This is a genomic window from Bradyrhizobium nitroreducens, assembly GCF_002776695.1.
Lineage (GTDB): Bacteria > Pseudomonadota > Alphaproteobacteria > Rhizobiales > Xanthobacteraceae > Bradyrhizobium > Bradyrhizobium nitroreducens.
This window is the reverse complement of the sequence record NZ_LFJC01000003.1, coordinates 2,136,112-2,158,616: the sequence shown is the minus strand read 5'-3', so window position 1 is coordinate 2,158,616 and position 22,505 is coordinate 2,136,112. Positions and strand designations below refer to the sequence as shown.

The following is a 22,505-nucleotide window of genomic DNA, read 5'->3' as shown; positions in this document are numbered from 1 at the left end:
GGCAAGTTTCGTAAGAGGACCACATGAACAGGACAGTCTTTGCCCTCCCGGCCAGAAGCGACTACGCGACCCGCGCGGGTCTGGCGATTACGCGCGTCGCGGAGCAGTTCACCGGCGGCGCCAACAGGCTCGACGACCTGATCAACCTGCTCGACCGTCGCCGCGGCGTGGTGTTGTCCTCGGGCACGACCGTGCCCGGCCGCTACGAGAGTTTTGACCTCGGTTTCTCAGATCCGCCGCTCAAGCTCGAGACATCAGGCGTCAACTTCAAGCTCGAAGCACTGAACGAACGTGGAGAGGTGCTGATCGCCTTCCTCGGCGATGTCCTGCGCGAGCCCTGTGTCGTGATCTCCGAGAAGACGACGACCAGGCTTGCCGGCCACATCGTCCGCGGCGATGCGCCGGTCGAGGAGGATCAGCGCACGCGGCGCGCCAGCGTGATGTCGCTGGTGCGCGACATCATCGCCGCCTTCTCCGCCAATGACGACGGGCTGCTCGGCCTGTTCGGCGCCTTCGCCTACGACCTCGTCTTCCAGATCGAGGACCTCGTGCAGAAGCGCCCGCGCGAGCAGGACCAGCGCGACATCGTGCTGTACGTGCCTGATCGCCTGCTGGCCTATGACCGCGCCACCGGCCGCGGCGTGGTGCTCTCGTACGACTTTGCCTGGAAGGGCAAGTCCACCGCTGGCCTGCCGCGCGAGACCGCCGAGAGCCCGTATCTGAAGACGCCGCGCCAGGGCTTTGCCGATCACGCGCCCGGCGAATATCAGGCGACGGTCGAGACCGCGCGCGCGGCCTTCGCCCGCGGCGATCTGTTCGAGGCGGTGCCCGGCCAGCTGTTCGCCGAGCCTTGCGACCGCTCGCCGGCCGAAGTGTTCCAGCGCCTCTGCGTCATCAACCCATCGCCCTATGGCGCGCTGATGAATCTCGGCGAGGGCGAATTCCTCGTCTCGGCTTCGCCGGAGATGTTCGTGCGCTCCGACGGTCGCCGGGTCGAGACCTGCCCGATCTCGGGCACGATCGCGCGCGGCACCGATGCGATCGGCGATGCCGAGCAGATCCGCCAGCTCCTGAACTCTGAGAAGGACGAGTTCGAGCTCAACATGTGCACCGACGTCGACCGCAACGACAAGGCGCGCGTCTGCGTGCCCGGTACCATCAAGGTGCTGGCGCGGCGGCAGATCGAGACCTACTCAAAACTGTTTCACACCGTCGACCACGTCGAAGGCATGCTGCGTCCCGGCTTCGACGCGCTCGATGCCTTCCTCACCCATGCCTGGGCAGTCACCGTCACCGGCGCGCCAAAGCTCTGGGCGATGCAGTTCGTCGAGGATCACGAGCGCTCGCCGCGACGCTGGTATGCCGGCGCGATCGGCGCGGTGAACTTCGACGGCAGCATCAACACCGGCCTCACCATCCGCACCATCCGCATGAAGGATGGCCTTGCTGAAGTGCGCGTCGGCGCCACCTGTCTGTTCGATTCCGATCCGGCCGCGGAAGATCGCGAGTGCCAGGTCAAGGCCGCAGCCCTGTTCCAGGCGCTGCGCGGCGATCCGCCGAAGCCGCTGTCGACCTTCGCGCCGGACGCGACCGGCAGCGGCAAACGCGTGCTGCTGATCGACCATGACGACAGCTTCGTGCACATGCTCGCCGACTATTTCCGTCAGGTCGGCGCCGAGGTCACCGTGGTCCGCTATGTGCATGCGCTCGCCATGCTCAAGCAGAGGACATGGGATTTGCTCGTGCTGTCGCCCGGACCAGGCAGGCCCGAAGATTTCGGAATCAAGACGACGATCGACGCGGCGCTGGAGAAGAAGCTGCCGGTGTTCGGCGTCTGCCTCGGCGTGCAGGCGATCGGCGAATATTTTGGCGGTGAGCTCGGCCAGCTCACCCATCCCGCGCACGGCCGCCCCTCGCGGGTGCAGGTGCGCGGCGGGCGCTTGATGCGCAACCTGCCGAACGAGATCGTCATCGGCCGCTATCACTCGCTCTTCGTCGAGCGCGACAGCATGCCGGCGGTTCTATCCGTCACCGCCAGCACCGAGGACGGCGTCGCCATGGCGCTGGAGCACAAGACCCTGCCTGTTGCCGGCGTGCAATTCCACCCGGAATCGCTGATGTCGCTCGGCAACGAGGTGGGATTGCGAATTGTTGAAAACGCGTTCCGGCTGGATGCGCGTGTCGATTGAGAGGTACCAATGACCTTTGACCACGACATCAAGGCGAGCGTCCGCACCATCCCCGATTATCCCAAGCCGGGGATCATGTTCCGCGACATCACGACCTTGCTTGCAGACGCGCGCGCGTTTCGCCGCGCGGTCGACGAGCTCGTCAATCCCTGGGCCGGCAACAAGATCGACAAGGTCGCAGGCATGGAGGCGAGGGGCTTCATCATCGGCGGCGCGGTGGCGCACCAGCTCTCGGCCGGCTTCGTGCCGATCCGCAAGAAGGGCAAGCTGCCGCACACCACCGTGCGCATCGCCTACTCGCTCGAATACGGCATCGACGAGATGGAGATGCATGTCGACGCGATCGCGCCCGGCGAGCGCGTCATCCTGGTCGACGACCTCATCGCCACCGGCGGCACCGCGGAAGGTGCGGTGAAGCTGCTGCGCCAGATCGGCGCCAACGTGGTCGCCGCCTGCTTCATCATCGACCTGCCCGAGCTCGGCGGCGCCGCCAAGCTGCGTGCCATGGACGTGCCGGTGCGCACGCTGATGACGTTCGAAGGGCACTGAGCCGCCGCGGCGGCGGTTAGATCGCCTCGGCCTTCAGCTCGTCCCGCCAATGCAGCAGACGCTCCTTCAGGAGCGCGTTCCTGACATAGGCGCTCTCCTCGTCCTCCAGCCGTTCGCATTCGCCAAAGCTCAGGCCGGCCTCGCCATGCGCGTTCCAGGCCGCCTGAAGGCTGCGGCAGGTGTGGGCGCCCTGGCGCAGCGAGAACCAGATGCGGTTCTGGATGGTCTCCAGGTTCGGCGCCTGGCCGACCCAGGCCTGCCCAGACGCCGCGCAGCGCACGACGTAGATGCCCGCAATGGTCTTGCGGTCCTTGTAGGCGGAGATTGCTGCTTTCCTGTCGATGCTCATTTGATTGGACCTTGCCGCGGGACGCCGTTGCGCACGCTCAATAACGGCGGGTCCGCGGCCAGTCAATATTACCCGGATAAAATAATCAGGATCGCTGCAGGATCAAGCTGAGCTCGAGCTCGCGGAAGGCGAGGTAATTCCGTCGGGTCCATTGGTGCAGCTCGGTGGACGAGTCCTTCTCCTGGCGCAGATAGCGGGTGAAGGAGAAGTTCAGGCGGTCGACATAGGTCTTCAGGAAGCCGGGTAGCGCGGGCAGGCGGAACAGCCGGCCGCCGGCCATCGCGGCCGGCAGCTCGCCGCGCACGACATATTCGTTGTCCACCGTGATCAGGTTCATGCGGGGGATCTGTCCGCGCAGCATCTCATGGGCGCGCGCCGAGACGCGGTCGGTATCGGCGATGAACAGGATCTGGGGCGCGACATGGCGGCGCGCGGCCTCCTTCAACAGGCCGATCTCGTCGGTCATCTTGAAGAACTCGTCGAAGGCGTGGAAGCCGAGGTCGATCACCTTGGCAACCCCGTCGTCGACGATGACGCGGTCCATCAGCTGCATCTTGCCGAAGGTGTCGATCACGTCGGCGGTCTCGGTGACCCCGGGCAGATAGTCGAGCAGCGACGGCTCCTTCAGATTGACGTCGAAGGCCGCGACATTGCCGTTCTTGAGCAGCAGGAATTCGCTCAGAAGCCGCGCCAGCAGGGTCTTGCCGACCTGCGGGCGGGGCGAGCAGATGATGTAGACGGGCGTTGCGGGCATCGACAGCCATATCAGTCGAACTTCGCGACCAATCCAGCCGTATCAGCCCGGCTTGCGCAACTATTTTTCGCTGTTGCGGGTGACCGGCTTCGAGCCGACGATGTCGGTCAGCCGGATGCGGTCGAACTCGCTCCAGACATTGGCCAGCCAGTGCCGGACATAGCCGCGCAGCACGAAGGAGTAATTGGCGGCCTCGTCGTTGATGCCCTTGTTGGCGACGAATTTCAGGAACGGGACGGAGGAGACTTCGACCTGCTCATAGGCCATTTCGTTGAGCTTGGGGATGGTCAGCTCGGTGGCGTCCTTGATGCGGTGGAAATAGGAATTGTAGGTCGCCTGGTCCCACTGGAAGAACTGGGTGTCGTTGATGAAGTTCTTCACCAGGAAATATTTCGCACCGGTCATGAAGCCCGCGGTCTCGGCGATCTCGTCCAGCGAGGCGATCGAGGGGCCGAGGATGTGGAACACCGCGAAGGTGATCTGGCCGGCCTTGGCGGCGTCGAGGAAGCCGATGTCGCGCAGCGAGGCGAGCGCAGGCGAGAGCAGGCCCGCGCGGACGTCGATCACGGTCACCGACGGGCTTGTCGCGTTGAGCGTATCGAAGATCTTCATCTGGTCGGCCGTCGTCGTCATGTCGACGATCTCGGTGATATCAGGGTGGAAACGCTTCAGGGTTCCGCGCGGCGACTCGGTGTCGAAGGCGCGCGTCGGCACGTTGTTGGCTGAGAAATAATCGAGCAGGGTGCGCGATACCGTGGTCTTGCCGACCCCGCCCTTGTCCGCGCCCACCACAACCACTGCCGGCTTTGCCATTGCTGTCCCCTAACGCGCCCTCCGATCGCGAGGTCGCAATCGGCCGGGCCCCAAATCGATGTCCCAAAGGACGTCCCGAGTCTGCTGTTGGGCGCGAACATGGCAGAAACAAGGGAGAATTCAATTCCTCGACATGTCGATACGGCAATTCCCGAAGTTTTTCCCAATCGCGGCAAAACCGGCCGCGATTGGCGGGACATCGCGCGCTCAATGGCGGCCCCAAGGACCCATCGGATTGCCCATGGGATTGCCAATGGGATTTCCTGTGGGATTTCCTGGGGGATTGCCCACTGGATTGCTGTCCGCGGTTCCGGAGGGGCCGGGTACCGGCGGCGGAGTGGCCGGGCCGCTGGCATCGTCCCAGGGGCCGTGACGTAGCGGCGGTGGGCCGTCCTGCTGGTCGGCTTGGGCCTCGGGCTCGTCCGCTTCCTCAGTCGGCGGCAGCGGACCCGGATCATGGCCGCCGGCAAACTTGACCAGCGCGTCGACCCGGGACTGCACCGAGGGGTGGGTGGCGAACAGGTCGGCAAAGCCCTCGCGGGGATTGTCGACGCAGAGCTCCATCACGGCCGAGGTCGCGCCGGGCAGCTCGCCGCGATTCTCGATCTTGCGCAGCGCCGAGATCATGGCGTCAGGATCTTTCGTCAGCTCCACGGAGCCGGCGTCAGCGAGATATTCGCGCGAGCGGGACAAAGCGAGCTTGACCACCTGGGACAGCAGCCAGGCCACCACGATCAGTACGATCGCGATGATGATTACGATCACCGCGCCGCCGCCGGAATTCTTGCTGTCGCTCGACGACGAGGACGACCGCGACGACGAGGAGGAGCCCGAGGACCACGAGCCGCCGGAGCCGGAGCTCCAACTGAAATTCGTGAACAGGCGGAAGAACAATTCGCCGAAGAAGCCGACCACGCCGGCGATGATGACGGCGACCACCATCAGCTGCACGTCGCCGTTCTTGATGTGGGTCAGCTCGTGGCCGAGTACCGCCTCGATCTCCTTGTCGTTGAGCGCATCGAGGAGACCCGTGGTGACGGTGATGGAATATTGCCGGGGATTGAGGCCGGTCGCGAACGCGTTCAGCGCCGGGCTCTCCATGATCTTCAGCTTCGGCATGGTGATGCCGCGCGAGATGCAGAGGTTTTCCAGCAGGTTGTAGAGCCGCGGCTCCTCCTTCCTCGTGACGTCGTGGCCGCCGGTCACCGCGTCGATCATCGACTGGTGGAAGAAATAGGCGATCACGATCCAGACCGCCGCCACGACCGTCGCAACGGGCGCGGCGACCTTCAGGTCCTGGAAGGCATGGCTCAGGTAATAGGCGACCGTGCCGTTGCCGTTGATGACGACCTCGGCGACCAGCGCGCCGGCATAGACCAGCACGTAGACCAGTGCGAACAGGCCGGCGAGCAGCAGCATCGAACGAAACTTGTTCGAGGCGATGTGCGTGTAGAGACCATACGCGGCCATGGCTGCTTCCGTTTAATCACCGTCATTCCGGGGCGGGCCGGAGGCCCGAACCCGGAATCCAGAGATTGGTGATCTCGATGAGATTCCGGGTTCGATGCTGCGCATCGCCCCGGAATGACAGCATCTGTTGTGCAAGCTCAGATCAGAACTTCACCTGCGGCGCAGCCTCGACCTCGGTACGGCTCGCGCCGAGATCGAAGAAGTCCTTTTTGGTGAAGCCGAACATGCCGGCGAACAGGGCCGCAGGCAGCTGCTGGATGCCGGTGTTGTATTCCTGGACCGCGTTGTTGAAGAAGCGGCGGCTCGCCGCGATCTTGTTCTCGAGGTCGGAGAGCTCGGATGCGAGCTGCTGGAAATTGGCATTGGCCTTGAGGTCGGGATAGGCCTCCGACAGCGCGATCAGCCGGCCGAGCGCGCCGGACAGCTGGTTCTCGGCCGCGGACACCTGCGCCGGACCCTGTGCCGACATTGCCGAATTGCGCGCCTTGATGACGTCGTCGAGCGTGCCGCGCTCATGCGAGGCATAACCCTTCACGGTCTCGACGAGGTTCGGAACGAGGTCGTGACGCTGCTTGAGCTGCACGTCGATATCGGCAAAGGCCTGGCCGACGCGCTGGCTGAGCGCCACCAGGCGGTTGTAGGCGCTGAACGCCAGGAATGCGAGGACGACGATGACGCCGAGAACGATCCAGCCGGTCGACATGGAGAACTCCTGAAGGGGGAAGAAGGCGGGCTAGGTTAGACCAGATTGGCGCAGGACGAGAGCCCCGGCGCAGAGGAAAGGTAAGACTTGGTCGGATCGGGCGCCATCCGCGTTCAAGGCAAAAGCGTGAACGAGCGTTAACTTTCGGACAGGACGGCCGGGTCGGATGGGTGCCTCAGAACTTGGTATCGAGCTTTGGTATCCCGGTCGCTTCGGAGAGCCGGGCCGCGACGCTGCCAGCTTCCTGGATCGTACTTTCCTGGATCGGAATGTCATGCCGTCTTCCGGTCACCAGCTCGACATAGACGCCATACGAGACATGGCCGTCGCTCTCATATTCGATCCGACCAAGTGCGCGGCACTGGTCGAGCGGACAATCGACGACCGTTTTGATCCATGGCCCGATTAAACGGCGGAAGATCTTCAGCCTGCGCGCGCGAAGGTCGATTTGAGCAGTCGTTCGCTTATATGCGATCCAGAACAACGCCAACAGCAGCAGCATTGGCAGGCTGTCGCCGATCTGATTCAAGCTGGCTGTACACACGGCCACAATGACAAAGAGGTACGGAACAAGCACGATAAACGTCGGCTGCTTCTTCTCAAAGATCAGGACTGCTGAGGTGCCTCTTGCCAAAGACGATTCTACCTCAATTCGCGGTTGCACCCCAGCGCCATCGCCTTGCTTCTGCATAAGCTTCCTTATCACGTCGCGGGACTTTGGCGACTTCGACACCGTCCTCGGTGCAAAGCTTGGCCGTGGTCTCGCCCTTGCCGACATCCGGCGGCGCCAGCACGCGCGCGGCGCGCGTTGTCGGCGGCGTGCGGGTCAGCGCGACATAGATGAAGCGCTCGTCCTCGAATGGTACCTCGGCGCCCTTGATCTGGCGGTGCGCCTGCGAGCGCGGCAGGCGCTGGGAGAAATGGCACCAGTCGGGCGCTGTTAGCGGGCACGGTCTTTCGTGCGGGCAGGGGGCCGCGACCAAGGCGCCGGCTTCGATCAATTGCTGGCGCAGCGCGAGGATGCGGGCGTAGCCGGCGGGCGTGCCGGGCTCGATCACGACCAGCGCGTGGCGCGCTTTCGCCCACATCGCGTCGGCGAGCTTGCGCTGATCGGCTTCAGCGAGCTCGCCGATGATGTAGCTGGCGATCACGAGATCGGCCTGCGAGACTTCAGCGAGGTTGCCGCCGGCATCGCCGGGCAGGTAGCGGCACTCCGCAAGGCGGGTGCTGTCGCGTGCCAGTTCGAGTGCTAGCCGGCTCAGCGTGGCGTTGGCGTCGAGCAGGGTAAAATCCTGTAGCGAGGGGAACGCCTCCGCCGCCGCCCAGCTCGCGGTGCCCGGCCCTGCGCCGACGTCGAGCAGCGTTTCCGGGGCGAGGCTTGGCGCGATCTCCGCCAGCGCGTTCAGGCTCGCGGCTACCGCCGCGTAGGTCGCCGGCATGCGCGCCAGCGCATAGGCGAGCGCATCAGCCTCGGACTTGATCGTGCCGGAGGTGCCGCCCGCGCGGTAAGCCGTCGAGATTTTTTGCGAGCGCTGCGCCGCGTCGGTGCGGGAGAAGCCCTGCAGCTTGCCGTCGAGGGCTGCTTTCAGTTCGGCGGGGAGGGTGGGGGAGATCATCTTTGCCCACCGTCATCCCGGGGCGCGACGCAGTCGCGAACCCGGGAGTTCGAGATTGTTGTGCGAGATTCCGGGTTCTCGCTTCGCGAGCCCCGGAATGACGCGAGCCGTCTCACGCCACGTTCTGGTCGAGAATGTCCACAGCCTCTGACAGGCTGACCGACACCAGCTGCGACACGCCGCGCTCGGCCATGGTGACGCCGAACAGCCGGTTCATCCGCGCCATCGTGATCGGATTGTGGGTAATGATGATGAAGCGCGTGTCGGTCGAGCCGGTCATTTCGTGCAGCAGGTTGCAGTACCGTTCGACGTTGTGGTCGTCGAGCGGCGCGTCGACTTCGTCCAGCACGCAGATCGGGGACGGGTTGGTCAGGAACACCGCGAAGATCAGCGCCATCGCGGTCAGGGCCTGCTCGCCACCCGACAGCAGCGACAGCGTTTGCGGCTTCTTGCCCGGCGGCTTGGCGATGATTTCGAGGCCGGCCTCCAGCGGGTCGTCGCTCTCGATCAGGTGCAACGCGGCTTCGCCGCCGCCGAACAGCTCGACGAACAGGCGCTTGAAGTGGTTGTTGACGACCTCGAACGAGGTCAGCAGCCGCTCGCGCGCCTCCTTGTTGAGGCTCTGGATGCCCTGGCGCAGCCGCTTGATGGCTTCCACGAGGTCGTCGCGTTCGGTGACGAGACCGTTGTGCTGGGCCTCGACCTCGCGCAGCTCTTCCTCGGCGCGCAAATTGACGGCGCCGAGACGCTCGCGGTCGCGGCGCATCTTTTCGAGATCCTCCTCGATGTCGTGCAGCGGCGGCAGCTCGGCGCCGGGCTCGATCTCGGCGAGGCCGGCGACGGCCTGCGGCTCGACTTCCAGCATGTCGCGGATCTCGCGCTCGATGTCTTCGAGACGGCGGCGGGCGCTTTCCATGCGTTCCTCGGCGCGGGCGGTGGCCTCGCGTGAGCTGGAGAGGGCCTCCAGCGTCAGCTTGGCGACGCGGTCGGTCTCGGCCATCGCGCTTTCGGCGGTGGCGAGCGCGTCGGCGGCCATGCGGCGGTCGTTCTCGGCGTATTCGATCTCGGTGATCAGCGCGCTGCGTTTCTCGGCGAACACGGCCGGTGCGTTTTCGAGCTCGCTGCGCTCGATCGTGAGCTCGGCGATGCGGGCCTGGATGGTGTCGATGTGGGAGGCCGCGCTCTCCTTGCGGTTCTGCCACTCGGTGCGCTCGGCAAGGATCGCCTGCACGCGGCGGTCGGCGAGCTCAGCCTCGCGCGCCAGCGCCTGCGCCTCGGCGCGGACCTGGGCGGCCATGCGGCGGTGGGCTTCGATGTCGCTGCGGACAGCGGCGAGACGGGTCTCGGTGTCCTCGCTCGACGGCAGCTCGCTGATGCCGGCTTCGGCATATTCATAGGCAGCTTCGGCTTCGGCGCGGTCGGCGGCGAGGCGGCTGTGCGCTTCGGACAGCGTCGCCTTGCGCGCGGCATGGCGGCTGATCTCGCGCTCGGCATTGGCGTGGCGCTCGCGCGCGACGTTCAGCTCGCGCTGCGCGGCACGCCAGGCCTCGCGGCTGGCCCCTTCGGTGCTCGCCGCCATCTGCAATTCGGACTCGGCGTTCTCCAGCGCCTGACGCTTGATCTGCGCGTCGATGCGGGCCTGCTCCAGCTCGTTCTCGATATCGACGAGGCGGGCGCGCTCGGCGAGGCGGCGGGCAGCGCCGGTCGGAGCGTGGGCCGCGGCGACGAAGCCGTCCCAGCGCCAGACGTCGCCCTCGGGCGAGACCAGCCGCTGGCCGGTCTTGAGCTGCGAGACCAGCTCGGCACCGCGCTCGCGCGGCACCACGCCGATCTGGGCCAGGCGGCGGGCCAGCTCGGCCGGCGCCTGCACGTGATTGGCGAGCGGCACGGCGCCTTCGGGCAGCTCCGGATCGCCCTCGGTGTGGCCGACATTGGTCCAGCGCATCGGCGCCGACGGATCGATCGGGGCGTCGAGGTCGTCGCCGAGGGCGGCGCCGATCGCCTTTTCGAAGCCCTTGTCGACCGTGATGCCGTCGATGATCGGCGGCCACAGATTCTTGGTCTCGCCGTTGAGGATCTTGGAGATCGTACGTGCTTCGGTTTCGAGCCGCTGCGCGCGCTTGTCGGCTTCGACCAGCGGCGAGCGCAAGGATTCCAGCGTCTGGCGCGCTGCGACGTGGGCGGCTTCGCTGGCCTGTGCTGCGGCTTCCGAGGCTGCCAGCGTCTCTTCCGCGGTTTCGACCAGCGCCGTCAATTCGTCGAGATCGCCGAAGCCGCCGGTCGCCTCGGTGAGCTTCTGCTCCTCTGCGGCGACGTTCGCGATCTCCTGATCGAGCCGGGCGAGCTTGTCGCGATGGGTGCGGACGTTGGCTTCCAGCTGGTTGCGCTTGGCGGTGAGGTCGGCGAGGGCGGTAGTGAGCTCGGCGAACTGCTGCTCGGTCTCGGTCAGCACCGCCTCGGCTTCGGCGACGCGCTCGTCGACGCCGGAGCGCTTCTCGACGCGCGACTTGATCTCTTCCTTCAGCTCGGCATCTTCGGCGTCGAGCCGCTGCAGCGCGACGTCGGCATCCATGGTTTGCTGCTGGGCACGGGAGATGTCACCCTCGAACTGGGCGAGGCGACGCTCGAGCTCGGCGACGCGCTCCTTGGCGCGCTCTTCCTCGCGGTCGAGCAGCTCGCGGGCATTGGTCAGGCGCTGCAGGCCAGCCGCGGCGCGTGCTTCGGCGTCGCGCAGCGCCGGCATCTCCGCGGCACGGATCGCCTGGATGCGGGCAGCCTCGGCCTGATGCTGGGTGCGCTCGGCCATCTCGCGCACGGCGAGGTCATGGGTCTGGCCGGACTCGTTGACGTCGGCATGGGCGCCGATCCAGCGCAGGTGGAACAGGGTGGCTTCGGCTTTACGGACTTTGGCGGCAACCTCGCGATAACGCACGGCTTGGCGGGCCTGCTTCTTCAGGCCTTCCATCTGGCCTGAGAGCTGGCCGATCACGTCCTCGACGCGGGTGAGGTTGGTTTCCGCCGCCTTCAGCCGCAGCTCGGCCTCGTGGCGGCGGGCATGCAAGCCCGCAACGCCCGCGGCGTCTTCCAGCACGCGGCGGCGCTGCTCGGGCTTGGCCTGGATGATCTCGCCGATCTTGCCCTGGTGGACGAGGGCGGGCGAGCGCGCACCGGTGGCGGCATCGGCAAACAGGATCTGCACGTCGCGGGCGCGTACGTCGCGGCCGTTGATGCGATAGACAGAGCCGGCCTCTCGCTCGATGCGGCGGGAGACCTCCAGAAGCTGGCTGTCGTTCATCGCCGCCGGCGCGGTGCGATCGGCATTGTCGATCGTCATCGTCACTTCGGCGTGGTTGCGCGCGGGGCGGTTGCCGGAGCCGGCGAAGATCACCGCGTCCATGTCGGCGGCGCGCAACGACTTGTACGAGGTTTCACCCATCGCCCAGCGCAGCGCTTCGACGAGATTCGACTTGCCGCAACCGTTGGGGCCGACCACGCCGGTCAAGCCGGGCTCGATGACGAAGTCCGTGGGCTCAACGAAGGACTTGAAGCCGTGAAGTCGCAGGCGGGTGATTTTCATAAGCACGCATCTCTGTTGGCAGGCGCGAATCCCCTGCCGGGACAATACCATGGAAGGCAGTGTCGCTATCCGGGGCGAGTCGCGCGAGGCGCCTCATGCGGCTGGACAATGGCCGCGGTGCGCCGCGAGGGCAACCGGCGAAAGCCGCTTTTCCCAAGGGATTTATGCCGGGAAAGATACGGCTTTCGAGATGCGAATCAGGATCTTGACGAGCGAATCAGCTCTTCAGCAGCGGATTGATCTTCTTGGCGAACTCCTCGAACGAGGCCTCGCCCTTGATCTTCTCGCCGTTGATGAAGAAGGTCGGCGTCGAATCGACCTTGAGCACGTCGCTGGCATATTTCTGGTCGGCGGCGATCTTGTCGAGCAGCGCCTGGTCCTTCAGGCAGGCCTCGACCTGCTGCTGGGTGAGGCCGGCCTGCTTGCCGATCCGCGTCAGCGTCTCGGTGGTGTTCTTCACCACCCAGTCGTTCTGCTGGCGGAACAGCATGTCGGTGACCGCGAAGTATTTCGGCGCGTCGTCCTTGGCGATGCAGCGCGACAGCATCGAGCCGGCGGCGGCTTTGATGTCGAGCGGGAACTCGCGGAAGATGTAACGCACCTTGCCGGCGTCGATGTATTCCTTCTTGATCTTGGGAAACACCTGCTCGTTGAAGGCCGCGCAGTGCGGGCAGGTCATCGAGGCATATTCGGTGATGGTGACGGCGGCATCTTTCGGGCCGAGAGCCATGTCGGGCAGCGACACCGGCTTGGCGACGTCGGCGGCCGACTGGGCCATGGCGTCGGAGATCAACCGCAGCGGCGAGAGCCCGGCAAACGCGGCAAGCCCGGTCAGCGACAGCATCGTGGTGAAGGCGCGGCGGGTGATGATCAAGGTCGGCTCCCGGATTGGTGTGGTCTTGCCCCAAGGACTTATGGCGGTTCCCGTTCGGGCGGCCTGTCGCTAGCTCGAAACGTCGATTGAGGCAATGGCGCGCGGCGGGACAGGTCCAGATTGGCCGCGAAATAAGGCTCAATTTCGCTTGATGGCGGCCCCAAGTCGGGCCAGCGCCGTCTTCAGTTCTTCATCTTCGATGGCCCCCAGGCTCTCCGCCACCTTGGCGACGCTCTTGGGGTCTGGCGGGCTGGGGCGCTTCCGGGCCTGGGGCCGTGACAGCGGGGCTTGGCGGAAGGCGAGCTTGCCGACCGCGCTCCAGCCGAAGAAGCGGTTGACCCGCTCCAGGATCACGTCGGCGGAGTGCTGGATTTCCAACGCCATCGGCCCCTCGACCCGCAGCACCAGGGTCGCCGGCTCCTGCGGCTGCCCCTCCACCGGCCGCGGCCATTGCATTTTCAGGGGCTCGGCATGGGCCGCGATCTCCGGTCCGGCAATCTGCGCCCACCGCGTCACCAGTTCGCGCGCCGCAAAGCCCTGCTTGGCATAGGCCTCGGCAAAGACGTCGTTGAGCAGGATCCCGAGCGGCTTGGCGCTGATGGGGCCGGGTTTGAAGATGGGGCCGGATTTGGACATGGTCGGCTTTATAGCACTTCGGGCGAACCGCCACGAAGAAAGACGTGGATGCCCCGCGACGCGCGCGGGCATGACATAGAGAGATCGGCGCGACGTCGTTAGGGTGACGACATGAGCCCCAGATCTGCCCGCAAGGCCAGGCCGGAACCCGCGCCGTCGACAGCATCATCATCGCGCCCAACACTCCTGCTCGCTTGGTACGACCGCCATCGCCGGCGGCTGCCCTGGCGCGCGATGCCCGGAGAGGCGTCGGACCCCTACCGGGTCTGGCTGTCCGAGATCATGCTGCAGCAGACCACGGTGAAGGCGGTCGGCCCCTACTTCGAGAAATTCGTGGCGCGCTGGCCTGACGTCACGGCGTTGGGAAGCGCCTCGCAGGACGACGTGCTGCGGATGTGGGCCGGGCTCGGCTATTACTCGCGTGCGCGCAATCTCTACGCCTGCGCGGTCGCGGTGACGCGGGACCATGGCGGCGTGTTTCCGGACACGGAGGAGGGGCTGCGCGCGCTGCCGGGTATCGGGCCGTACACGGCGGCGGCGATCGCAGCGATCGCCTTCGACCGTCACACCATGCCGGTCGACGGCAATATCGAGCGCGTGGTGTCGCGCCTGTTCGCGGTCGAGGAGGAACTGCCGCAAGCGAAGCCTCTAATCCAGCAATTGGCAACGACGCTGCTGGCGAACGCGCGCGCCGGCGATAGCGCGCAGGCGCTGATGGATCTCGGCTCTTCGATCTGCACGCCGAAGAAGCCGGCCTGCTCGCTCTGCCCGCTCACCGAGGATTGCGCGGCGCGTGCGCAAGGCACGCAGGAGACGTTCCCGCGCAAGGCGCCGAAGAAGAGCGGAACGCTGCGGCGGGGCGCCGCTTTCGTGGTGACGCGCGGGGACGAGCTGCTCGTCCGCAGCCGGCCCGAAAAGGGGCTGCTCGGCGGCATGACCGAGGTGCCCGGTTCGGACTGGCTCGCCGGCCAGGACGACGACGAGGCGAAACGGCAGGCGCCCGCGCTGAAGGGACTGTCGCGCTGGCAGCGCAGGGTGGGCGTCGTCACCCACGTCTTCACGCATTTTCCGCTGGAACTGGTGGTCTACACGGCGAAAGCGGAGGCCCGCACGCGCGCGCCCGCAGGCATGCGCTGGGTGCCGATCGCGACGTTGGCCGGGGAAGCACTGCCGAACGTCATGCGCAAGGTGATCGCGCACGGATTGGGTCTCCCGCCGGCGGCATCCTCCTGACACCATGCTGGCAGCAGGCCCGCGCTAACAGAGGCGACACGGAGGCTTCCCGGATGGTCAAGACAGCGCTCGACAACTTCAAGAGGCCGCCTTGTGCCGAACTGCTGGGCTGGCGTCTGCTCGATGCCCGTCCCGAGGAGGGCTGGATCAAGCTCGGCTTCGAGGGCAAGCCCGAATTCTGCAATCCGGCGGGCTTTATCCAGGGCGGCATGCTCTCGGCCATGCTCGACGATACCATGGGCCCCGCGGTGCTGGTGATGAGTGAGGGGCGGCTCTACACCACGACCATCAGCATGACCGTGAATTTCCTCAGCCCCGCCAGGCCCGGCCCGATCATCGGCGAGGCCCGGGTGACGCAGCTCGGCAAGACCATTGCCTTCGTCGAGGCCAAGCTGATGACGGAAGACGGCACGGTGCTCGCGACGGCAAGCGCGAGCGAGAGGTTGTTGGAGGCGGCGAGGGTGGTGGGGAAATAAGCCGGGCGTCACACTCCTCTTCCCTTCCCCCCTTGTGGGGGAAGGTGGCGCGAAGCGCCGGATGAGGGGTTGTCTCAGCGAATTCAAATGAGAGTTGGTCTCGCGGAGAGAACCCCTCACCCAAGTGAGCCCGCGTCTACCGGTGTCGCTGCCCTCTCCCACAAGGGGCGAGGGCGCATCAATATGCATCTCGTTTCGAGTGCAAGCTCACGCCTTCGCCCGCGCGCCCTTGCTCACGATCGGCGGCTTCGCATTCAGCGCTTCCACCTGGAAACCCGCCACGCGCTTGTAGTTGGCGGCGATGTCTTCCAGTTCTTTTTGCGACAGCACGTCGGTGACGACCTTGTAACCATCCGGCGCGCGCTCCTCGACCAGCTGCATCACCTGCTCGGGGCCGTTCTTGCGGTTGAGCAGGACGAGGTCGGTGGTCGCGGGCCGGCGCTCGGCCTCATAGGCGAGCAGCGCGGCCGTGGTCGGGCCATGCGCGAGAATCTCGCGGGTGATGGTGCGGGCATCGAGGATCGCCTGCGAGGCGCCGTTCGAGCCGATCGGGTACATCGGATGCGCGGCATCGCCCATCAGCGTGACCCTGCCGAAGGTCCATTGCGAGACCGGGTCGCGGTCGACCAGCGGATATTCATAGGCGTGCGGGCAGTTCCGGATCAGGCCGGGCACGTCGAGCCAGTCGAACTGCCAGCTCTCGAACCAGGGCAGAAACTCCTCCAGCCGCGCGGTGCGGTTATAGTCCTCGCGCCGCCACTGATAGGTCGGCGGCATATGCCGCTCGGCGACCCAGTTGATCAGATGGTTGCCGGCCGCGTCCGGCTCTTTGCTGATCGGATAGCAGACGAATTTCAGGATCTCGTGGCCGGCCATGATCATGGTGCGGCCGGTGAGGAAGGCTTTCGCCGGCGTGACGCCGCGCCAGAGGATGCGGCCGTTCCAGATCGGCGGCCCTTCGTTGGGATAGAGCTTTTCTCGCGCGGCGGAATGAATGCCGTCGGCGGCGATCAGGATGGCGCCTTCGTAAGTGCCGGCGGCCTTGCCGGTCGCCCGGTCGATGAAATCGGCGCGCACGCCGTTCGCGGTCTCGTTCCAGCCGGTCAGATGACGGCTGGTGAGGATGTTGTCACGGCCGAGCCGCTCGATCGCGGTGTCGAGCAGGATCTGTTGCAGCGTGCCGCGATGGATCGAGAATTGCGGCCATTTGTAGCCGGCCTCCAGCCCGCGCGGCTCGCTCCAGATCGGCTTGCCGTGCTTGGAGAAATAGGCGAGCTCGCGCGTCCGCACGCCGCTGGCGTCCAGCTTGTCGAGCAGCCCGAGCTCGATTAGCTCGCGGACCGCATGCGGCAGCACGTTGATGCCGACGCCGAGCGGCTTCAGTTCGGCGACGCTCTCGAACACTTTTACGGGAACGCCGATTTCGTGCAGGCTGAGCGCAAGCGTCAGCCCACCGATGCCGCCACCGGCGATGAGTACCGTCATGACCAATCCCCCTCCGATTGACGGCGTCTTCGCACAGCCGGGCGGCGGTGGGCAACTGCGAAGAGGTCCCTATGGACGGCGCGGCGGAGGACCGTTAACCTCGGGTTTTCCCCCATGAGGTCCGACATGCTCAAGCTCTACTACGCAACCGGCACCTGCGCGCTCGCCACCTACATCACCCTGGAGGAGGCCGGCGCCGACTACACCGCCGAACGGCTGAGCTTCAAGGACAACCAGCAGAACAGCCCCGACTATCTCAAGATCAATCCGAAGGGCCGCGTGCCGGCGCTGGTGACCGATCGCGGCATCCTGACCGAGACGCCGGCGATGCTGGCTTACGTCGCCCAGACGTTCCCCAAGGCGAAGCTCGCGCCGCTCGACGATCCCTTCGACTTCGCCCAGGTGCAGTCGTTCAATTCGTATCTCTGCTCGACGGTGCATATCAACCACGCCCACAAGATGCGGGGCGCGCGCTGGGCGACGCAGGAGAGCTCGTTCGCCGACATGAAGGCGATGGTGCCGAAGACCATGGCTGCCTGCTTCGCGCTGATGGAGCAGAAGATGTTCAGGGGCCCCTGGGTGATGGGCGAGCAGTACACGATCTGCGATCCCTATCTCTTCACGCTCTCCACATGGCTCGAAGGCGACAGCGTCGACATCAACGCCACGCCGAAGATCGCCGACCATTTCAAGCGCATGTCGGACCGGCCCGCCGTGGCCAAGGTGATGGCCGCGCAGAAGGCGTAAGGCCGCTGCGACTTATTCCCCTGTCGTCCCGGATCGGCGCTCCGCTTTGCTGCGCTTGTCCGGGACGACACCGGGTTTGTTGAAGCCGCATCCTACTCAACGCGCCGTTCCTTCTTCTCCAACTCCCGCCCCGTCTGAAGCATCAGCCGCCGCAGCCAGATCGAGCCGGGGTCCATCTGCGCCCGCGTCGGATGGAACATGAATTGCTCGTCGATGCCGGGGTCCAGCGGCGGCGTCACCGCGACGAGACCGAGCCGTTTCGAAAGGGCCGCGATCAGCCGGCGCGGCACGAAGGCGACGAGGTCGGTGCGGGCGGCGACGTGCAGCGCTTCGAGATAGCCTGAGACCACCAGCGAGACGTGCCGCTCGATGCCCTCGGTGCGCAGCCAGGTGTCGATGAGATCCTCGGCGTTGCCGCGGATGATCACGCCGACATGGCGCGCCGCCAGGAACGTCTCGCGCCGCTTCAGCTTCGTCGACTGCGGATGGCCGCGCCGCACCGCCAGGGCGTCGCGGTCGGTGTAGAGCAATTGGCGGTGGAAGCCCTTGAAGGCATTGCCGATCGAGATCACGAGGTCGATGGTGCGGGCGAACTCGGCGTGGAAGATCGCAGGCCCTCGCCACGGCACGACGTCGATGCGGACGTTGGGCGCAAGGCGCGTCACCTTCTCCATCAGCGGCGGCATCAACAGCTCGACGGCGAGATCGGGCATCATCAGGCGAAACTGCCGCTCGCTGCGTGCCGCATCGAACTCATCCGGCACGAACAGCCCGCGCACCTGGTCCAGTGCCTGCGCCAGCGGCGCGCGCAGGGCCTGGGCCCGCGGCGTCAACTCCATGCGGGCGCCGGTGCGCACCAGCAGCGGATCGCCGAAGATGTCGCGCAGGCGTTGCAGCGCGTGGCTGGTCGCGGGCTGTGACAGGCCGATCCGCATGGCCGCGCGGCTGACATTGGCCTCGCGCAACAGCGCATCGAGCGCGGTCAGAAGATTGAGGTCGAGCGAATTCAAATTCATGAGGCGAATAGATATCATACCAGTTATCGATTTGAAGAATTATCCGGGCGCGGCGATGATCCCTGACGTTCTCACCAAAGGAGATGCCGCCATGAGCGCTGCCGCCAACAAGAAACTGATGCAGGACATTTTCGCCGCCGCCGCCAATCCCGATCCGGCCGCGCGCGATCGCGCCCTGTTCACCACAAGCCTTGCCGATGATGCCAAATGGATCGTGACCGGTCAGTATTCCTGGTCACGCACCTTTTCGGGCAAGGAGGCGATCCTCAACGATCTGCACGGCTATGTGCGCACCCGCCTGCGCGACCGCACGCGCACGGTCGCGCATCGCTTCATCGCCGACGGCGATGTGGTCGTCGTGGAAGCCAAGGGCGACAACGTCACGCCTGAGGGCGTGCGTTACGACAACGACTATTGCCTGGTGTTTCGTCTGGAGGACGGCAGGATCAAGGAGATCCGGGAATATTGCGACTCGGTCTTGACCGAAAAGGCGCTCGGACCTTTTCCGCAGGCACCGGTGAAGGCCGCGAGCTGAGGGGAGTGAGCGCCATCTCCGCCGGCCCATGTCATCAGGCCGAGCCGGCGAGGATCGTGCGGGCGTGGCAGGCCCTGATCGAGATGGTCCGTGTCAGGCGCGAACGGTCCCGGGCCCGGGATCGACTCGCCGCCATGACGGAGCGGGAGCTTCTGGACTGCGGGATGACCAGGGCGGAGATCATGTACGAGTTGCGCAAGCCCCGCCGACGGAAATAGGAGGCCGACGGTCCCGGCCCGCCGCTTCCCCGGATTTTCCAGTGCCGGCGGAACCTTTTCGGTTCCGCCGGCGTTTCCTTCGCTTCCGGGGCAATTGCGCCTCCGGCATCGCGCGTTTGGGAATTTCATGCTGGCTGGGGTTTCGGACGTTTCGACACAGGTTGGCTGCAGCTTTCCCGGACTCCGTGAACGATTGAGAGATGCGACCGCGGCTGTGCACCGGGAGCTCGATGCGCAACTATCGTCATTCGATCTCACCGTCGTGGCGGGCTATCGCCGTTTTCTCCAAGCCAGCGCCGGCGCGCTTCTTCCGCTCGAAGCCGCGCTTGTCGAAGCGGGTGTCGCCGGCATGTTTCCGGACTGGCCGGAGCGGTCGCGCGGTGCCGCGATCGCGGCTGATCTCGGACGGCTCGGCAGCGCCGCGCAATCCACCGTATCGGTACCGCCGCTGACGCCCAGCGGAATGCTCGGTACGATGTACGTGCTGGAGGGCTCCCGGCTCGGGGCCAAGTTCCTGCTGAAGGAGGTCGTGGAGGCCGGCGACCCGCGCATGACGGAGGCCACCAGCTATCTTCGCCACGGGGCAGGCAAGCGGCTCTGGCAAAGCTTCCTGTCAAAGCTCGAAAGCGAAGAGGTCTGCGACGAGGATGAGGTGATCGCGGCGGCGCGCGTTGCGTTCGCTGCGTTCGAGCGTGCGGCGGACCGCGCATGAACGAGGCGGTCAATCTCACCAATTGCGATCGCGAGCCGATCCACGTTCCCGGCAGCGTGCAGCCGTTCGGCTTCCTGCTCGCCGTGCTCTCGGACTTCACGATCTGCATGGCCTCGGACAATGTCGGCAGCTTTCTCGGAAGCGAGGTTGCCGACCTGCTCCAGCAGCCGTTGTCGTCCGTCATGTCCGAAGCCGCCGTCCAGGTCATCCGCAGCCGCGTCGACCATTTGAGCGGGCCGGACGCGACCGAGCGCCTGTTCGAAGTCGAGCTCCAACCCGGCAAGCCGCTTTACGATCTCTCGATCCATTTCTCCGGCGTCTACCTCATCATCGAGGCCGAGCCGAGCGCCCACCAGCCGGGCATCAATTCAGGCGAGCTCGTCCGCCTGATGCTCGACCGAATCCGCAAGACGCGGGGCATGACCGATCTCGCGCGCGAGGCGGCGCGCCAGCTCAAGGTGCTGACCGGCTTCGACCGGGTCATGGTCTACCAGTTTCATCCGGACGGATCGGGCGAGGTCATCGCGGAGACCGCGGAAGCCGGGCTCGAATCCTTCCTCGGCCTGCATTATCCGGCCTCCGACATCCCCCGCCAGGCCCGCATCCTCTATCAGCGCAACTGGCTGCGCATCATCGCCGACATCAACGCCGTGCCGGCTGCGCTGACGTCCACCCCCACGCACAATGCCGGGCTGCTCGATCTTTCGATGAGCGTGCTGCGCTCGGTCTCGCCGATTCACATCGAATATCTGCGCAACATGGGCGTCGCCGCCTCGATGTCGGTGTCGATCCTGCGCGATGGCAAGCTGTGGGGGCTGTTCGCCTGCCATCATTATTCGCCGCGTTACATCTCGTTCGACAGACGCACGGCCTCGGAGCTGTTCGGGCAGATGTTCTCCTGGATCGTCGAGGGGCGCGAGCGCGAGGGCGACGTCGCCTATGAGGCCCGCGCCCATCAGGTTCAGGAGCGGTTGATCGAGATGGCGGCCGCGCACGAGCACAGTCGCCGCGCGATCATCGACTTCCTCGGCGACTATCGCAGGATGATCGACTGCGACGGCGTCGCGGTGTGGTCCGACAACAAGATCGCGCTCCAAGGTGAGACGCCGACGGAGGACGAGGTGAAGGACCTCGTCGCCTTCATCAACCGGACCTCGCCGGGACGGATTTCCGCCAGCGCCGAGATCGCCAAGGTCTATGCCGCCGGCCAGTCCTTCCGCGACCGTGCGGCCGGTTTTCTCGCCATTCCGATCTCACGGACCCCGCGCGACTGTCTGATCTTCTTCCGGCGCGAGGTGACGCGTTCGGTGAACTGGGCCGGCGCTCCCGACAAGGTCTACGACGAGGGCCCGAACGGGTCACGACTGACGCCGCGCAAGAGCTTCGAGGTCTGGCAAGAGACGGTGGCGGGTCAGTCGAAACCGTGGTCGGCCGCCGATATCCGCATCGCCGAGAGCCTGCGCGTCACACTGCTGGAAGTGATCCTGCAATTGTCCGACCTTGCCGCGCGTGAGCGCCGCGGTGCCCAGGAGCGGCAGGAGCTGATGATCGCCGAGCTCAATCACCGCGTCCGCAACATCCTCAGCCTGGTCCGGGCGCTGGTGGCGCAGAGCAAGGACACCGCGACGAGCGTGGAGGAGTTTGCCGGCGTTCTCGGCGGTCGCATCCAGGCTCTGGCCCGCGCCCACGACCAGATCACCAATCTGAACTGGGCGCCGGTGGCGCTGCGGACCCTCGTCGAATCGGAGGCCGGCGCCTATCTCGGGGCGCGTGCCGGCCGCGTGAAGATGGGCGGGCCGGACGTCGCGCTCGATCCCAAGGCGTTTGCCACGCTCGCCCTCGTCGTCCACGAGATGATGACGAACTCCGCCAAATATGGCGCGCTCGCCGATTCCACGGGCAGCGTCGAGGTGGTCTGGCGCCTCGATCCCTCGTCGAGCCTCGTGATCGAATGGAAGGAAAGCGGCGGCCCGCCGGTGCAGCCACCGACGCGGCGCGGCTTCGGCACCACGATCATCGAGCGCTCGGTGCCGTTCGATCTCAAGGGCGATGCCGAAATCCGTTTCGATCTTCTGGGCGTGCAGGCGAAGTTCGTCATTCCCCCCAATTTCGTCGAGCTGGTGCCGTCAATAGCAGGAGCCGCCATGCGTATCGAGGAGCAACAGTCCAGCCGTCCCCGGATCTCCGAGACCGCGCTGATCGTCGAGGACAACCTGATCATCGCAATGGCGGCGGAGGTCATCCTGCTCGATCTCGGCGCCCGCCATGTCGACACGGCCGCAACCGTCGACCAGGCGCTGCGCTCGATCGAACGCACGCGGCCGAGCTTTGCCCTGCTCGATCTCAACCTCGGCAACGAGAGCAGCATCAAGGTGGCGCAGAAGCTCAAGGAGATCGGCGTGCCCTTCATCTTCGCAACCGGCTATGGCGAACGCGCCCCGATCCCGGAGCAACTGGCATCGGCTCCGGTCGTCCAGAAGCCGTATACGCTCGAAGTGGTCGAGAACGCGCTCGGCAAATTGCAGCAGGCCAGCGCCCAGTGAGGGGGCGCAT

20 protein-coding genes are annotated in these 22,505 nt (G+C 65.8%); 8 read left to right on the top strand and 12 right to left on the bottom strand.

From position 1 onward, the window contains the following. The first annotated feature begins 23 nt into the window (after nt 1–23). Entirely contained in the window at nt 24–2,189 is a 2,166-nt protein-coding gene (locus TSA1_RS10615) for an anthranilate synthase component I (protein WP_100176306.1), read from the top strand. A gap of 9 nt (nt 2,190–2,198) precedes the next feature. Next, the gene (locus TSA1_RS10610) at nt 2,199–2,738 is read left to right on the top strand and encodes an adenine phosphoribosyltransferase (protein ID WP_063196579.1); all 540 of its coding nucleotides are present in this window, start codon (nt 2,199–2,201) and stop codon (nt 2,736–2,738) included. Between the two features lie 16 nt (nt 2,739–2,754). On the opposite strand, the gene TSA1_RS10605 is transcribed toward TSA1_RS10610, so the two are convergent. The 10 genes from TSA1_RS10605 to TSA1_RS10560 all read right to left on the bottom strand — a co-directional run bounded on the left by TSA1_RS10605 (nt 2,755) and on the right by TSA1_RS10560 (nt 13,530). Further along, complete coding sequence (locus TSA1_RS10605; protein ID WP_100176305.1) at nt 2,755–3,087, bottom strand: GIY-YIG nuclease family protein; 333 nt, start codon at nt 3,085–3,087, stop codon at nt 2,755–2,757. An 85-nt stretch (nt 3,088–3,172) separates the two neighbouring features. Beyond that, nucleotides 3,173–3,841 carry a hypothetical protein gene (locus TSA1_RS10600; protein ID WP_100176304.1) on the bottom strand — a complete coding sequence of 223 codons (669 nt, stop codon included), beginning with the start codon at nt 3,839–3,841 and terminating at the stop codon, nt 3,173–3,175. 60 nt (nt 3,842–3,901) lie between these two features. Then, nucleotides 3,902–4,654: a P-loop NTPase family protein gene (locus TSA1_RS10595; RefSeq protein ID WP_100176303.1), complete on the bottom strand. Its 753-nt coding sequence runs from the start codon at nt 4,652–4,654 to the stop codon at nt 3,902–3,904. A 207-nt stretch (nt 4,655–4,861) separates the two neighbouring features. Further along, complete coding sequence (locus TSA1_RS10590; protein ID WP_100176302.1) at nt 4,862–6,124, bottom strand: M48 family metallopeptidase; 1,263 nt, start codon at nt 6,122–6,124, stop codon at nt 4,862–4,864. A gap of 142 nt (nt 6,125–6,266) precedes the next feature. Then, nucleotides 6,267–6,827 carry a LemA family protein gene (locus TSA1_RS10585; RefSeq protein ID WP_100176301.1) on the bottom strand — a complete coding sequence of 187 codons (561 nt, stop codon included), beginning with the start codon at nt 6,825–6,827 and terminating at the stop codon, nt 6,267–6,269. A gap of 175 nt (nt 6,828–7,002) precedes the next feature. Then, nucleotides 7,003–7,518 (bottom strand): hypothetical protein, encoded by a 516-nt coding sequence (locus TSA1_RS10580; RefSeq protein ID WP_245448198.1) that lies wholly within the window; start codon nt 7,516–7,518, stop codon nt 7,003–7,005. Beyond that, a complete protein-coding gene (locus TSA1_RS10575; RefSeq protein ID WP_100176299.1) occupies nt 7,475–8,443 on the bottom strand; it encodes a small ribosomal subunit Rsm22 family protein in 969 nt (322 codons plus the stop codon). Before TSA1_RS10575 ends, TSA1_RS10580 begins: the two co-directional genes overlap by 44 nt. Nucleotides 8,444–8,555: 112 nt before the next feature. Then, complete coding sequence (smc, locus tag TSA1_RS10570; protein WP_100176298.1) at nt 8,556–12,020, bottom strand: chromosome segregation protein SMC; 3,465 nt, start codon at nt 12,018–12,020, stop codon at nt 8,556–8,558. Between the two features lie 217 nt (nt 12,021–12,237). Continuing rightward, nucleotides 12,238–12,894 carry a DsbA family protein gene (locus TSA1_RS10565; RefSeq protein ID WP_100176297.1) on the bottom strand — a complete coding sequence of 219 codons (657 nt, stop codon included), beginning with the start codon at nt 12,892–12,894 and terminating at the stop codon, nt 12,238–12,240. A 138-nt stretch (nt 12,895–13,032) separates the two neighbouring features. Continuing rightward, on the bottom strand, nt 13,033–13,530 hold the full coding sequence (locus TSA1_RS10560) for a DUF721 domain-containing protein (RefSeq protein WP_100176296.1): 498 nt from the start codon (nt 13,528–13,530) through the stop codon (nt 13,033–13,035). Between the two features lie 111 nt (nt 13,531–13,641). Between TSA1_RS10560 and mutY the strand changes: the two genes are divergently transcribed. Both mutY and TSA1_RS10550 read left to right on the top strand, forming a co-directional pair. Next, on the top strand, nt 13,642–14,763 hold the full coding sequence (gene mutY, locus TSA1_RS10555; RefSeq protein ID WP_100176295.1) for an A/G-specific adenine glycosylase: 1,122 nt from the start codon (nt 13,642–13,644) through the stop codon (nt 14,761–14,763). A gap of 53 nt (nt 14,764–14,816) precedes the next feature. After that, nucleotides 14,817–15,239: a PaaI family thioesterase gene (locus tag TSA1_RS10550; protein ID WP_100176294.1), complete on the top strand. Its 423-nt coding sequence runs from the start codon at nt 14,817–14,819 to the stop codon at nt 15,237–15,239. Nucleotides 15,240–15,446: 207 nt separating this feature from the next. Here the strand turns inward: TSA1_RS10550 and TSA1_RS10545 are convergent, their stop codons facing one another. Then, nucleotides 15,447–16,724 (bottom strand): flavin-dependent oxidoreductase, encoded by a 1,278-nt coding sequence (locus TSA1_RS10545; protein ID WP_100176293.1) that lies wholly within the window; start codon nt 16,722–16,724, stop codon nt 15,447–15,449. Nucleotides 16,725–16,850: 126 nt separating this feature from the next. Here TSA1_RS10545 and TSA1_RS10540 point away from each other — a divergent pair, with 126 nt between their 5' ends. Beyond that, the gene (locus TSA1_RS10540; RefSeq protein ID WP_100176292.1) at nt 16,851–17,471 is read left to right on the top strand and encodes a glutathione S-transferase family protein; all 621 of its coding nucleotides are present in this window, start codon (nt 16,851–16,853) and stop codon (nt 17,469–17,471) included. 92 nt (nt 17,472–17,563) lie between these two features. Here TSA1_RS10540 and TSA1_RS10535 read toward each other — a convergent pair whose 3' ends face one another. After that, nucleotides 17,564–18,487, bottom strand: a complete 924-nt coding sequence (locus TSA1_RS10535) for a LysR family transcriptional regulator (RefSeq protein ID WP_100176291.1) — start codon at nt 18,485–18,487, stop codon at nt 17,564–17,566. Nucleotides 18,488–18,578: 91 nt separating this feature from the next. Between TSA1_RS10535 and TSA1_RS10530 the strand changes: the two genes are divergently transcribed. From TSA1_RS10530 to TSA1_RS10515, 3 genes are all read left to right on the top strand, one after another. Continuing rightward, nucleotides 18,579–19,022 (top strand): nuclear transport factor 2 family protein, encoded by a 444-nt coding sequence (locus TSA1_RS10530; RefSeq protein WP_100181071.1) that lies wholly within the window; start codon nt 18,579–18,581, stop codon nt 19,020–19,022. Between the two features lie 411 nt (nt 19,023–19,433). Further along, nucleotides 19,434–19,952, top strand: a complete 519-nt coding sequence (locus tag TSA1_RS10520) for a biliverdin-producing heme oxygenase (protein WP_347338530.1) — start codon at nt 19,434–19,436, stop codon at nt 19,950–19,952. Then, entirely contained in the window at nt 19,949–22,495 is a 2,547-nt protein-coding gene (locus TSA1_RS10515) for an HWE histidine kinase domain-containing protein (protein WP_100176289.1), read from the top strand. The genes TSA1_RS10520 and TSA1_RS10515 overlap by 4 nt, the downstream gene beginning before the upstream one ends. Nucleotides 22,496–22,505: the final 10 nt, after the last annotated feature.